Consider the following 11678-nt stretch of genomic DNA (forward strand, 5'->3'; position numbering starts at 1 on the left):
GCGAAACAGATGAGTTTACCTCGCCGGAGCGTCAGTGGGCTGCGCGCGAGGCATTGTGCGAGGCCAGGGGCTGGAACGTTGCAGCAGCAGCAGCAGAAGAAGAAGAAGAAGACGACAGCGACGTGTCCGGCTGTCCCAGCTTCCAGCTTCCAGCTTCCGGCTTTCGGCTTCACGACGTGGCGTCGTCGGCCAGTTCGGCGACGCCGGTGATCCGGTGCAGCGGGTACGTGCGGACCTCGTCCGCCGTGTGGTCGTAAGCCGTGACGAACCCGCCCTCGACCCGGACCGGGGCGATGACGCGCTGGCTGGCAGCCCCGTCCGCGTTGACGTAGCCGATCCAGAGCGCCGAGCCGGTCATCACGGCAGCCTGGACGGTGGCGAGGGTCTCGGCGGAGCTCGTACGGGGCAGGGAGCCGGACGTGGCCGTGGGCGCATCGGCCGTGTCCGTGTCCTTGCGGACCACCGTGGCGGCCGTGTCCCCGGCGCGGATCGCCCGTACCGCCGCGCCGAGCAGGGTGGCGTCCGGGACCGGAGGGCCCTCGGGCACGGGGACGGGGGCCGTGCGGGGCGGGGTGCGGCGGGCGCCCGCGCGGGTGATCAGGACATCGCCCTCGGCGGACTCGGCGGCCGGCGCGTACCCCATCTCGCGCAGCCCTTCGAGCAGGGACGCCGGGTCGACCTGGGCGGCCAGGGCCGTAGGCGCGAGGCGGCGCAGGCGCAGGATGGCCGAGCGCTTGTCGGCGAGGATCTCGTTCAGCATGGCCTCGTCGTCGCAGCGCACATACGAGGAAGCGGCGCCGATCCGCAGATGGCCGTGGCGGCGGGCCACGTCGTCGATGAGGTAACTGAGCGGTTGCGGCACCGGCGTACGGCTGTGCGCGGCAAGGAACGCATGCAGTTCGGCCGCGGACTGTCCGGCGTCCAGGGCTCGCCGGACGGACCCGGGGGTGAACCGGTAGACCGTCGCGCCGCCCTTCGACTCGATGTCCGCGAGGGCGGAGAGCATGTCCGCCAGGGGGCGCTCCAGCGGGCCGGGGGCGACGGCCGTCAGGTCGGCCTGGAGCAGGATGTGGTCCAGCGGCTCGGGGATCAGGGGCGCGAGCAGGGCTGCGGCCTCGGCGGACCCGGAGCCGAGCAGTGCGCGGGTGTGCGCGGCGAGCGCGCCGCGGCCGGTGATGCCGAGGATCTCGGACTCGCTCAGCGTCCACAGGGCGATCCGGGAGCGCAGGTCGGTGGTGTCCCCCGCGGAGCCGGAGGCGCCACGCAGGGGGCGTTCCCAGCGGAGCCGGGCGAGGACGGTCTCCGGGTCGGGGGCGGTGCCCGGTTCCAGGGCGGCAAGAAGGGCCAGGACCCGGTGGCGTACCTCGGGGGCGGCGGAGCGGTCGAGGCCGGGGCCGAGCGCGGACAGGGCCCGGCCCTTGGCGTCCTGGCCGCCGGGGCCGGGGCCGAGCGCGGACAGGGCCCGGCCCTTGGCGTCCTGGCCGCCGGCCAGGCCCGGGGTACGGGTGGCGGCGAGCCAGGCGGTGGCGAGGCGCGTCCAGCGGTCCTGGGCGGGCAGTTCGGCCCAGTCGTCGTACGCGGGCGTCGGCGCATACCGTTCGTCGGCCTCCCCGTCGGAGGCCAGCAGCCCGGCCACGTAGGCGAGTTCGACCCAGAAGGCGGCGACGGGCTCGGAGACGTCGAGGGTGGTCGCGGTCTTCTTCAGATCGCGGACACTGAGCCCGCCGGAGCGCAGTATCGCGGGCCCGCCGCCGTTCCAGCTCTTCAGCAGCTCCTCGACGGTGGTCACCGCCAGGAACGCCTGACCGGCCGCGGCACTGTCCACAGCCCGGGGATCACGGTTCGCGACCGTCTCCACGGCGGGCGGCCGAGGTTCCGGTACGCGGTGGGCGCGCCCGGCCCGCAGATGCAGGGCGGCCTCGCGGGGCAGCACCACGGTGCGGGCCGACACGGGCAGCAGCAGCCCGCGGTCGCGCAGCCATTTCACGGGCGGCGTGGGGTTCGGGGTCACTTCCCCGTACGGCGGCCCCCACACCAGCCGGTCCAGTACGGACAGGGCTTCGGCGGGGGCGGTGTCCAGCAGCTCGCCCATCCTGGCCCGGTCGGTGAAGAGCGCGGACAGGGACGTCACGGCGGAGACCGGGTCATGGGTGGCGGGCAGTCCGGCGGCCACCAGAATGTCCTGGAGGCGGCCCGGCGACATTCCTGCGGTCGCCTCCGCGACGGTAGGGCCCAGACCGGTGGGGGAGGGGTGCTGCGGGGACGGCGCGAGGATTTCGCGCGCGGTGCGCACCAGCCGCAGCCGGTCGTCCTCACCCCAGACGAGGGCCTGTTCGCGCAGGGTGGTCAGGGCGGCGGGCAGCGCGTCCGCGATGGCCGCGTCCGCGTCGTCGCGGTGCTCGCCGTCGTCCCGGCCGTCGCCGGTGAGGAGGCCGAGCAGCGTCTCGTACGGGGCGGGGTCGGGGGCCACGGCCAGCGCCTCGGCGGTCTGCAGAGCGAACCGGTCGAGGTGCTCCAGCGCGCGTACGACGGAGGCACGCGTGCCGGCTCTCGTCGCGAGCTGGGTGATGTCGCCCGGTACGGGGGTGAGGAGATCGGGGCGGGCGCGCAGCAGCCCGGTCAACGACTCGTCGTCCCTGGCGCGGAGAGCTTCGGCGAGCGTCCGCGGTGGTGTGGTCATCCCCATCCGTCCCACGTTAGTCGCTCCGGACAGGCCCGAGAGGCTCTGAGGGCGCTACCGTCGGTGCAGGGCGGTAGAGGGGAACCATCGCGTGGGGATCGAGAGCGACCAGCTCGTCTACGACTATCTGAGCCGGGTCGGGGATCTGGCTCAGCAGCAACAGCTGTCGTCGGGCACTCGGATGAGGCTCGTTTCGACCCTCCGGGGCGAGATCGACCGGCAGCGCGGAACACAGTCCGCGGACACCCCGGCGGCGGTCCGCCGCATCATCGGGAGGCTCGGCACACCGGACGAACTGGTCGCCGCCGCGGCCGCGTCGGCGGACGGGACGGTGGAGCTGCCCGAGCGGCCGGGGCCCGGCGCGGGGGAGGGGCACGGCATCCCCCGTCCGCGCAAGGGGATGCTCCGGAAAGACAGTTCCGGCAAGGGCGCGTCGCAGGCGTCGGCACCGGCGCCGGACGGGGAACCGGAGGGCTCGGCGGACTCCGCGGCTCCGGAAGCGGCGGCCGGTCGGGTGCCTTCGCCGCCGCACATGGCCGGTACGGACGAACTGGGGCCGTCCGGGAGCGAGCCCGACTGGTGGCGGATCGAGCCGGGGCCGTTCGGTGACGGGGTCGATGTGCCGGGGTTCACCGGCGGCATAGAGATCCCGGACATGATGAGGCAACCGTCGGCCCGGGACGCCACCGTTCCGCGCCCGCGCACGGGCGATTCGCCGGCCGAGGACGACGGCATCCCCGAGGACGGCGGCACCGACGAGGCTCCGCGACGACGCCGACGGCTCCCGGGCCTGCGCCGCCGCGCCCGGCGCGAGGGCGGGACGACGGGCCCGCGGTTCTCCCACCCCCTGCTGCTGCTCGCCGCCGCGCTGCTGGTCACCGGCGCCGTGATGGGCTCCTGGCTGGCCCTGGCGGGCGGCTGGCTGCTGGCGTACAGCTCACGCACGCTGTCCCGCGCGGAGGCGAAGTGGGCCGCGATGGGGCTGCCGGGCGTGGTCGTGGCGGGCGCCCTCGTCTGGATATGGGGCCGCACGGAGGGCCGCTGGGGCGAGCCGATCCCGCAGGACGCGATGGCTGAGGTGCTGAGCGGGATGTGGCCGGTGGTGGTACGGACGGCGGCGGTGGCGTCGGCGGTGTTCCTGGTGTGGCGGGCGCGGAAGCGGGCGGGGTAGGCGATGGCGGGCGTTCGCTTCTCCCGGCCCGGTTCTCAAGCGGAAGCAGAAGCGGATTCGGAAGCAGAAGCGGAAGAAGAGCCGGACGGCGTCCACGGCGCACCCGGCACCACCAGCGGCGACCCCGTCACCGGGTCCGGGACGATCACCGCGTCCAGGCCGAAGACCTCGCGCACGAGACCGGCGGTGACGATGTCCTTCGGGTGGCCCTCGGCGACGATCCGGCCCGCCTTCATGGCGACCAGGTGGTCCGCGTACCGGGCGGCCTGGTTGAGGTCGTGGAGCACGGTGACGACGGTCCGGCCGCGGGTGCCGTCCGCCGCCGGGGCGGTGAGCCGGCGCACCAGGTCCAGGACCTCCACCTGGTGCGCGATGTCGAGGTACGTGGTCGGCTCGTCGAGCAGCAGCAGATCGGTCTCCTGCGCGAGCGCCATCGCGATCCAGACACGTTGGCGCTGCCCGCCGGACAGCTCGTCCACCGAGCGGTCGCCGAGCGCGATGATGTCCGTACGCTCCATCGCGTCCGTCACCGCCCGCTCGTCCTCCTGGGACCACTGCTGCCACCAGTGCTGATGCGGCTGCCGGCCACGGGCGACGAGGTCGGAGACGGTGATCGCCTCGGGGGCCACCGGGGTCTGCGGCAGCAGCCCGATCGACTGGGCGATCTTCCGGGTGGGGATCTTCGACAGCTCGGTGCCGTCGAGGAGCACGGCCCCGCCGCACGGCTTGAGGAGCCGGCCGAGCGCGCGCAGCGTGGTCGACTTCCCGCAGGCGTTCGGGCCGACGATGACCGTGACCCGGCCGTCGGGAACGGCGAGGTCCAGCTCGTGGACGACGGTGCGGTCCTCGTACGCGAGCGTCAGCTCCCGCACGGTGAGCCGGCTGGTCGCGGTCGCCTCGGCGTCGGACGTACGGGTCGAACTCATGCGGTGCCTCCACTACGGCCGCGACCGCCGCCGTGGCCGCGGATGATCAGCCAGATCAGATACGGGGCGCCGACCGCCGCCGTCAGAACGCCCACCGGCAGCTCGGTGGGCGAGAAGAGCCTGCGTGCCAGCAGATCCCCGAACACCACGATGACCGCGCCGAGCAACGCCGAGCAGAACAGCGGAATCTGCGCGGTACGGGTCATCCGGCGGGCGATCTGCGGGGCGAGCAGCGCCACGAAGTCGATCGGACCGGCCGTCCCGGTCGCCACGGACGCCAGGATCACGCCGAGTGCGACGAGCCCCAGCCGTACCCGTCCCAGACGCACCCCGAGGGCCGTCGCGGTGTCGTCGTCCATCGAGACGGTGCGCTGGGCGCGGGCGGCCCACAGGAGGGCCGGCAGCAGGATCAGCAGCGTCCAGCCGATCGACGCGGCCTCGGACCAGCCGCGGCCGTTGAGCGAGCCGGTCATCCAGATCTGCGCCTGCTGGGCGACCAGATAGTCGCCCTTCGTCAGGAACAGTGTGGTGACCGACCGCAGCGCGATGGCGATGCCGATGCCGATGAGGACGAAGCGGGTGGCGTGCAGCCCGCCGCGCCAGGCGAAGACGTAGACGAGCGCCGCGGCGGCCACCCCGCCGATGACGGACAGATACGGCAGCACGGTGTACGAGGTGACGCCGAAGGTCATCGCGCCGACCGTGAGCGCGCTCGCCCCCTGGGTGATGCCGATGATGTCGGGGCTGGCCAGCGGATTGCGGGCGACGGTCTGGATCAGCGCACCGGCGACCCCGAACGCCGCGCCGACCAGCAGCCCCACGACCATCCGCGGCAGCCGCAGCGTGCCGACGACCAGTTCGTCGGGGGACGGCTGTCCCAGGATCACCTTCATGACCTCGCCGGGCGCGACGAAGCTCTCGCCGACGCAGAGGTACGCGACACAGACGGCGGCCAGCGAGGCGACGAGGACGGCGGCGACGACGGCCGCCCGCCGGTGCAGCAGGAACCGGCCTCGCGCCCCGATCCGTACGACGTGGTACCCGGCGGGCCGCACCCGGACAGTGGTGTCGCTCATGCGGGCACCGCCTTCCGGCGTACCAGCGTGACCAGGAACGGAACGCCGATCAGCGCCGTCATCACGCCCGCCGGGACCTCGCTCGGCGGGAAGAGTATGCGGCCGATGACATCGGAGACGAGCAGCATGACGGGCCCGATCAGTGCCGCCATCGGCAGCACCCAGCGGTGGTCGCTGCCGACGATTCGGCGGGCGATGTGCGGGACGGCGAGTCCGATGAACGCGATCGGGCCAGCCGCCGCGACGCCGACACCGGTCAGCACGGTGGCCCCGATGCCGCCGACGATCCGTACCGTCGCGACCTTCTGCCCGAGCCCCTTCGCCACGTCCTCGCCGAGCGCCAGCGCATCGAGCCCGCGGGCGACGGACAGCACGAGCACGGTCCCGACCAGCATGAACGGCCAGATCTGCTGGGCCACTTCGGCCTCGCGTCCGGCGATGGAGCCGGCCTGCCAGAAGCGGAACTCGTCCAGCGCGGACGCCTTGGTCGTCAGCACCGCCGTCGTCACCGACACCAGCAGCGCGTTGATCGCTGCGCCGCCGAGGGCGAGTTTCACGGGGGTGGCGCCCCCGCGCCCTCTGGAGGCGATGGCGTACACGGCGACGGAGGCGATCGCCGCCCCCGCGAACGCGAACCACACGTACCCCGTCAGGGTGTGGACCCCGGCGTACGCGATGGCCAGCACCACGCCCACCGAGGCGCCCTGGCTGATGCCGAGGATGCCGGGGTCGGCGATGGGGTTACGGGTGATGCCCTGGAGCACCGTGCCCGCGAGGGCCAGGGCCGCGCCGACCATCAGCCCGATCAGGGTGCGCGGCACCCGCATGTTCCGGATGACTTCGGCGGCGTCGGAGTGCCCGCCGTGCAGCAGGGCGTCGATCACCTCGGACGGGGGTATGGAGCGGGCCCCCACGGCGAGGCTGAGAAGTACCGCCACCAGCAGCGCCGCGACGGCCGCCGCCGTCGCGAGTGCGCGTCTGGGGCGGCGTGGTGCGGCGGCTGACATCGGACCCAATCGGAAGCGAAGCAAAGTTAGGCTTGGCTAAGTCTAAGCACGCCGACTTCGGGGCCCGAGGCCCGTACCGGGACGGGTACGACGTTCCGCTGCCGCGTCCGGCCCACGACAATGGACTCCATGCCTTCGCACCCGCTGACGGTCGGCTTCGACCTCGATATGACGCTCATCGACACCCGGCCCGGCATCAAGGCCGCCTACCTGGCGCTTTCCGACGAGACGGGGACGCCGATCGATGCCGACCTGGTGGTGAGCAGGCTCGGTCCGCCCGTCGACGACGAGCTGCGGAACTGGTTTCCGGCCGATGCGGTGGCCGCCACCGCCGACCGCTACCGGGAGATTTATCCCACATACGCCATCGCCCCGAGTCTCGCGCTGCCGGGCGCCCGGGAGTCGCTCGCCGCGATCCGTGGGCGTGGCGGCCGGGCGATAGTCGTCACGGCCAAGCACCGGCCGAGCGCGGAACTCCACCTGGCGCACCTCGGGATGGAACCCGACGCGTTGATCGGCGGCCTGTGGGCGGAGGCCAAGGGCGAGGCCCTGCGCGAGCACGGCGCGGACGTGTACGTGGGCGACCACACCGGCGACATACGGGGCGCCCGCACGGCCGGAGCGCTCTCGGTGGCGGTCACCACGGGCCCGTGCGATGCGGAGGAGCTCCGGGCCGCGGGGGCGGACGTCGTCCTGTCGTCCCTGACGGACTTTCCGTCCTGGCTGGACGCGTACGCGGCGTAGCGCCTGTGGCGGGCGCGGGTTCACGCCATGGGCGCCTATCCCGGATCAGGACAGACAATTCTGTACATGCACGGTTCGGCACCCCGACTCGACACTGTCTCTCTGGACCAGTCGCACGGACCCGTCCTGGTAGATGCCGAGGCGGAGCTTGAGGCGTACCGACTCCTGCCGGCCCGGATGGAAGCAGTCGCCCTCGCTCCGACCCGGAGCATGGACTTCGTGCGCAAGCTGGCCAACGAACTGTGAAGGAGCCCCTCATGCGCCCCTGCGACTGGCAGAAGTCTTCGTACTGCGGACAAGGCGAGTCCTGCGTGCACGTGGCCGCTCCCGCCCCCGGCGTGGTCAGCCTCACCGAGAGCGGTGACCCCACCGGAGCGATACTCCGCACCACACCGGCCGCCTGGGCGGCTCTCGTACGCGCCGTCCGCAACATCGCCCGCGACCTGTGAGGGAACCCACCATGCCCGCTCCCGCCTGGGAGAAGTCGTCCTACTGCGCCCAGGGCGATTCCTGCGTACACGTAGCCGCACCCACCCCCGGCACGGTCAGTCTCACCGAGAGCGGTGACCCCACCGGAGCGATACTCCACACCACACCGGCCGCCTGGACCGCCCTCGTACGCACCCTCAAGGAGAACCGCGCTCATGACTGACCGCCAGATCCCTGCCGACCTGACCTGGATCCGCGCCGCCCCCGAGGGCGAGGAGGGCCCCGGCCCCTGGATCGAGATCGCCTTCGGCCCGGACGAACTCGTGTACCTCCGCGAGACCGGCGACCCCACCAACATCGTCACGACCACCCAGGCGAAATGGGACGCCTTCACCAAGGGCGTCATCGCCGGCGAGTTCGACCACTTCACCGAACTCGCCGGCGAGCACCCGGTCTTCTGACACCTTTCGCCTCACTCAGCCGGTCAGACCTTGTCCGTCGAAGCCCACGCGGGGCCGCTCGGTGGTGACGACTTCGGCGCCCGACCCCGGGCCCGGCTCGTTCCCGTGCGACGTCGCTCCATGGCTCTACCGGGGCTGACCGGTCACGTTGTCCTCGAAGAGTTGCTGGGAACGGCGCAACAGGGCTTGTCGCACATCGTCGGGTGACGGGACCCGCAGCGGTGTGGCCAGGCTGAGGAGGTACTTGGCGAGCCCATCCGCGTTGGGGCCGCCGATGTCGACAATCGTGGCGTCCGGGCCATCCGGGCGGTGGGTACCAACCGTCGGCGGGACCAGTTGCAGCGCTTGCTCCACCGGCAACGGAAGGAGAATCGTCACATAGAGGGGATAGGCGCCGGTCGCGATGGAGCGGGAGACGAGCGTCGCCGGGTCGGGTGGGTCGATGAGTTCCACCGGGCGCCCGGTGGACTGTATCTGGCCAACCCTGTCCGCCCGGAAGGTCCGCCACTCGCCCCGTGTCACATCCCGGGCGACGAAGTACCAACGGCGTCCCGTGCTCACGAGGCGGTATGGGTCGACGTCCCGGACCGTGGCCTTCCCTTCCCGATCGCGGTACGACAGGCGACTGCGCTCGCCCCGGCGGCACGCGGCAGCAAGTTCCAACAGCATGCCGGGTGCGATCTGCGGCTCGTCGGGCCTGAGGGTGTGCACGAAGGCGGCGTCCATCTCGCTCAGCCGGTTTGCGATCCGCGGTGGCAGGACTTGTCGCAGTTTCAGCAGAGCCGACAGCGCGGCCTGGCCGCCGCCGAGAACGCCGCTGAGCGCAGCCTCGCGCAGCCCCACAGCCACGGCGAGTGCTTCTTCGTCATCGAGGATCAACGGCGGCACCCGGGCCCCGGCACCGAGGCGATAGCCGCCCCAAGGCCCGGGGTCGGACTCGACTCCGTAGCCGAGCTCCCGGAGCCTGGCGACATCCCTCCGCACCGTGCGCTCGGTGACCGCCATCTGGGCGGCCAGTTCGCCGCAAGTCCACGACGGCCGCGTGTTCAGCAGTGAGACCAGTCGCAGCAGGCGGGCGGACGTGCTGATCACGTCCTGAAGTATCCCGCATGACCAGGACCGAATCTGTCCTGGTCCCGTCATAGCTTCTCCCCATGAGCACTGGAAACACATCCGCACCCACGATCCGCTACTCAGCTGTCACATTCGACTGCCCAGATCCTGCCGAACTGGCCCGCTTCTACGGCGACGCCCTTGGCCTGCCCGTCGTGTACTCCACTGACGACTTCATCTTGCTTGGCCAGGAAAGCGCGGCCGGCCTGGGGTTCAACCGGGTGGCCAACTATCGGCGTCCCACCTGGCCAGACCCTTCCCAGGAGAAGCAGGCCCACATCGAACTGGGTACCGATGACCTGGATGCCGCCCGGGCCAGGCTGCTCGCCCTGGGAGCCGTCGAGCCCGAGTTCCAGCCGGACCCCGACCGATGGCGGGTTCTGCTGGACCCCGCAGGCCACCCGTTCTGCATCTCCACCCTGGTCTGAGCACGACCTGCAGACCGCTGACCAGATCGCGCACCCAGGTCGCACATGTGGTTCGACGCCAGCGGAAGGCAGTTGGCACAGGACCCGTATGCCCACGGTCACGGCCAGACCAAGGAGCATTACGAGCACCTCCTCGCCTACCAGAAGAAGGAGCGGCACGAGCCTCCCGAGGGCTACGCCGCCCCCTTCTACAAGGCCGAGCGCGAGAAGGAGGTGCGCGACGCTCACTTCTCCGCACGGTTGAAGAGGGCGAACGACAGCGCCCCGCCCCGGACGGATCCGGGGCGGGGCGTGAAGGTCAGCTCTGGGCGGCGTAGGTGACAAAGTCGTTCCAGGCGGTGGGGGAGAGGGCGAGTTCGGGGCTCAGCCGGTCCTTGGAGTCCCGGACGTGGATCGCCTGCGCCCCCTTCGCCACCTCGATGCAGGCGTCACCCTGCGAGCCGCTGTAGCTGCTCTTGAACCAAGCCAGTTCGGACGTGCTCATAGCGCTCCTCGCAATCGCTTCAGCAGGCCCAAGGAGTCCTCGGGGGTCAAGGCCTGCGAGCGCAGTTTCGCATACCGCTGTTGGAGCAGACTGATCTCTTTCACGCTGGCGATCAGCCGTCCGTTCTGTTGTCCCTCCGAGTAAGCGAACCACCGGTTCTCGGGCGTCTCGGCCAGCATGATCGGCCCGTCCATCCCCGCGTGCGACGGCTGCCGCAGTGGCATCACCTGAAACTCCACGTTCCAGTTCCGCTGGATCAACTCAATTAGCCGGTCGAGCTGTTCCCGCGTCACCGCCTCCCCGCCCGTCCACCGCTCCAGCACCGCTTGCTCCACGATGAAGCTGAACGCCGTCGGCGGCTTCCGTGTCACTGCCAACAGCTCCTGCCGGGCGAGCCGCGCCGCGATCCGCTCCTCCAGCTCGTCCGGGTCGGGGAGCGGCGGCACGTTGAGCGACACCGCCCGCGCGTACGCCTCCGTCTGCAACAGGCCCGGCACCACCCGGCATTCGTACGTGTACAGGCTGATCGCTGTCGTCTCCACCCGCGCCCACTGCCGGAACCAACTCGCCAGCCCCGCCTGCCGCGTCAGATGCGGTGCCGCCTTCCGTAACGCACCGGTGTTCCCGAGCGCCACCTCCGCGCGCTCCACGAAGTCGCGGTCCGGCATCCGGCGGCCCTGCTCGATCGAGGCGACCGTGTGCTTCGAGAAGCGGACCAGGTCGCCGAACTCCTCACGGCTCAGGCCCGCGTGCTCCCGTAAGGCCTGGACGAACGCGCCGAACGTGCGCAGACTGTCCGACACCCCGGGCTCGGCGCCGGCTCCCGCGCCCGTTCCTCCTGGCGCCGTTCCCGCAGCGCCGTCGTCCGTGTTTTCGTAGGCCACCGTCGGCCACCTTTCGCGCGCACCCGCCCCGCCGTACCGCTTCTGACTCGGCTCCATCGTCACGTCGCGTGATACGTACTGTCCACCGATTGTGTGCGTACGCTGACTCAGCGTACGCACGGCGGGGGTCGGTGCATCCTGGCGTCTTCCCCATGTGCGGGACGCTCGACCGCCAGCCCCGGTCCCGCAGGTCGAGGAGGCAGTAGCTGCACTTCTGCTCAGGCGGAAGCGCGCGATGGCTCGCCTTGACGGGGCTGCCGGGCCTGGCGGGAGCC

15 protein-coding genes are annotated in these 11678 nt (G+C 71.7%); 8 read left to right on the forward strand and 7 right to left on the reverse strand.

The features are described from left to right. Positions 1–169 precede the first annotated feature (169 nt). Positions 170–2686, reverse strand: coding sequence for a helicase C-terminal domain-containing protein (locus tag ACH4EW_RS18535; protein ID WP_398258076.1), 2517 nt, complete (start codon positions 2684–2686; stop codon positions 170–172). Positions 2687–2771: 85 nt separating this feature from the next. Between ACH4EW_RS18535 and ACH4EW_RS18540 the strand changes: the two genes are divergently transcribed. Continuing rightward, positions 2772–3851, forward strand: coding sequence for a hypothetical protein (locus ACH4EW_RS18540; protein ID WP_398258078.1), 1080 nt, complete (start codon positions 2772–2774; stop codon positions 3849–3851). A 35-nt stretch (positions 3852–3886) separates the two neighbouring features. Here the strand turns inward: ACH4EW_RS18540 and ACH4EW_RS18545 are convergent, their stop codons facing one another. The 3 genes from ACH4EW_RS18545 to ACH4EW_RS18555 are packed head-to-tail and all read right to left on the reverse strand — an operon-like array spanning position 3887 to position 6860. Further along, positions 3887–4777 carry an ABC transporter ATP-binding protein gene (locus tag ACH4EW_RS18545; protein ID WP_398258080.1) on the reverse strand — a complete coding sequence of 297 codons (891 nt, stop codon included), beginning with the start codon at positions 4775–4777 and terminating at the stop codon, positions 3887–3889. Next, complete coding sequence (locus ACH4EW_RS18550; protein WP_398258082.1) at positions 4774–5853, reverse strand: FecCD family ABC transporter permease; 1080 nt, start codon at positions 5851–5853, stop codon at positions 4774–4776. The genes ACH4EW_RS18545 and ACH4EW_RS18550 overlap by 4 nt, the downstream gene beginning before the upstream one ends. After that, complete coding sequence (locus ACH4EW_RS18555) at positions 5850–6860, reverse strand: FecCD family ABC transporter permease (RefSeq protein WP_398258084.1); 1011 nt, start codon at positions 6858–6860, stop codon at positions 5850–5852. Before ACH4EW_RS18555 ends, ACH4EW_RS18550 begins: the two co-directional genes overlap by 4 nt. A gap of 120 nt (positions 6861–6980) precedes the next feature. Here ACH4EW_RS18555 and ACH4EW_RS18560 point away from each other — a divergent pair, with 120 nt between their 5' ends. The 5 genes from ACH4EW_RS18560 to ACH4EW_RS18580 are packed head-to-tail and all read left to right on the forward strand — an operon-like array spanning position 6981 to position 8494. Then, complete coding sequence (locus ACH4EW_RS18560; RefSeq protein ID WP_398258086.1) at positions 6981–7604, forward strand: HAD family hydrolase; 624 nt, start codon at positions 6981–6983, stop codon at positions 7602–7604. A gap of 27 nt (positions 7605–7631) precedes the next feature. Next, a complete protein-coding gene (locus tag ACH4EW_RS18565; protein ID WP_398258088.1) occupies positions 7632–7850 on the forward strand; it encodes a Scr1 family TA system antitoxin-like transcriptional regulator in 219 nt (72 codons plus the stop codon). Between the two features lie 11 nt (positions 7851–7861). Then, positions 7862–8053 carry a DUF397 domain-containing protein gene (locus tag ACH4EW_RS18570; protein ID WP_398258090.1) on the forward strand — a complete coding sequence of 64 codons (192 nt, stop codon included), beginning with the start codon at positions 7862–7864 and terminating at the stop codon, positions 8051–8053. An 11-nt stretch (positions 8054–8064) separates the two neighbouring features. Continuing rightward, positions 8065–8256, forward strand: a complete 192-nt coding sequence (locus tag ACH4EW_RS18575; RefSeq protein WP_398258092.1) for a DUF397 domain-containing protein — start codon at positions 8065–8067, stop codon at positions 8254–8256. Then, complete coding sequence (locus ACH4EW_RS18580) at positions 8249–8494, forward strand: DUF397 domain-containing protein (protein WP_398258094.1); 246 nt, start codon at positions 8249–8251, stop codon at positions 8492–8494. Before ACH4EW_RS18575 ends, ACH4EW_RS18580 begins: the two co-directional genes overlap by 8 nt. Before the next feature lie 126 nt (positions 8495–8620). Here the strand turns inward: ACH4EW_RS18580 and ACH4EW_RS18585 are convergent, their stop codons facing one another. Continuing rightward, a complete protein-coding gene (locus ACH4EW_RS18585; RefSeq protein ID WP_398258096.1) occupies positions 8621–9586 on the reverse strand; it encodes a helix-turn-helix transcriptional regulator in 966 nt (321 codons plus the stop codon). Positions 9587–9648: 62 nt separating this feature from the next. Here ACH4EW_RS18585 and ACH4EW_RS18590 point away from each other — a divergent pair, with 62 nt between their 5' ends. Further along, positions 9649–10035 (forward strand): VOC family protein, encoded by a 387-nt coding sequence (locus tag ACH4EW_RS18590; RefSeq protein ID WP_398258098.1) that lies wholly within the window; start codon positions 9649–9651, stop codon positions 10033–10035. A 45-nt stretch (positions 10036–10080) separates the two neighbouring features. After that, a complete protein-coding gene (locus ACH4EW_RS18595) occupies positions 10081–10356 on the forward strand; it encodes a hypothetical protein (protein ID WP_398258100.1) in 276 nt (91 codons plus the stop codon). Here the strand turns inward: ACH4EW_RS18595 and ACH4EW_RS18600 are convergent. After that, positions 10334–10519 (reverse strand): DUF397 domain-containing protein, encoded by a 186-nt coding sequence (locus tag ACH4EW_RS18600; RefSeq protein WP_398258102.1) that lies wholly within the window; start codon positions 10517–10519, stop codon positions 10334–10336. The two genes, ACH4EW_RS18595 and ACH4EW_RS18600, sit on opposite strands and share 23 nt — an antisense overlap. Then, entirely contained in the window at positions 10516–11403 is an 888-nt protein-coding gene (locus ACH4EW_RS18605; protein ID WP_398258104.1) for a helix-turn-helix domain-containing protein, read from the reverse strand. The genes ACH4EW_RS18600 and ACH4EW_RS18605 overlap by 4 nt, the downstream gene beginning before the upstream one ends. Positions 11404–11678 lie beyond the last annotated feature (275 nt).

Origin of the sequence: Streptomyces sp. NPDC018000, from assembly GCF_044328025.1 — a bacterium.
Classification (GTDB): domain Bacteria; phylum Actinomycetota; class Actinomycetes; order Streptomycetales; family Streptomycetaceae; genus Streptomyces.

Excerpts from the sequence above, each read along its gene's own strand:
- ACH4EW_RS18535 (WP_398258076.1), bottom strand. The coding sequence starts at position 2,686 with ATGGGGATGACCACACCACCGCGGACGCTCGCCGAAGCTCTCCGCGCC.
- ACH4EW_RS18545 (WP_398258080.1), bottom strand. The coding sequence starts at position 4,777 with ATGAGTTCGACCCGTACGTCCGACGCCGAGGCGACCGCGACCAGCCGG.
- ACH4EW_RS18550 (WP_398258082.1), bottom strand. The coding sequence starts at position 5,853 with ATGAGCGACACCACTGTCCGGGTGCGGCCCGCCGGGTACCACGTCGTA.
- ACH4EW_RS18555 (WP_398258084.1), bottom strand. The coding sequence starts at position 6,860 with ATGTCAGCCGCCGCACCACGCCGCCCCAGACGCGCACTCGCGACGGCG.
- ACH4EW_RS18560 (WP_398258086.1), top strand. The coding sequence starts at position 6,981 with ATGGACTCCATGCCTTCGCACCCGCTGACGGTCGGCTTCGACCTCGAT.
- ACH4EW_RS18565 (WP_398258088.1), top strand. The coding sequence starts at position 7,632 with ATGGGCGCCTATCCCGGATCAGGACAGACAATTCTGTACATGCACGGT.
- ACH4EW_RS18570 (WP_398258090.1), top strand. The coding sequence starts at position 7,862 with ATGCGCCCCTGCGACTGGCAGAAGTCTTCGTACTGCGGACAAGGCGAG.
- ACH4EW_RS18575 (WP_398258092.1), top strand. The coding sequence starts at position 8,065 with ATGCCCGCTCCCGCCTGGGAGAAGTCGTCCTACTGCGCCCAGGGCGAT.
- ACH4EW_RS18580 (WP_398258094.1), top strand. The coding sequence starts at position 8,249 with ATGACTGACCGCCAGATCCCTGCCGACCTGACCTGGATCCGCGCCGCC.
- ACH4EW_RS18590 (WP_398258098.1), top strand. The coding sequence starts at position 9,649 with ATGAGCACTGGAAACACATCCGCACCCACGATCCGCTACTCAGCTGTC.
- ACH4EW_RS18595 (WP_398258100.1), top strand. The coding sequence starts at position 10,081 with ATGTGGTTCGACGCCAGCGGAAGGCAGTTGGCACAGGACCCGTATGCC.
- ACH4EW_RS18600 (WP_398258102.1), bottom strand. The coding sequence starts at position 10,519 with ATGAGCACGTCCGAACTGGCTTGGTTCAAGAGCAGCTACAGCGGCTCG.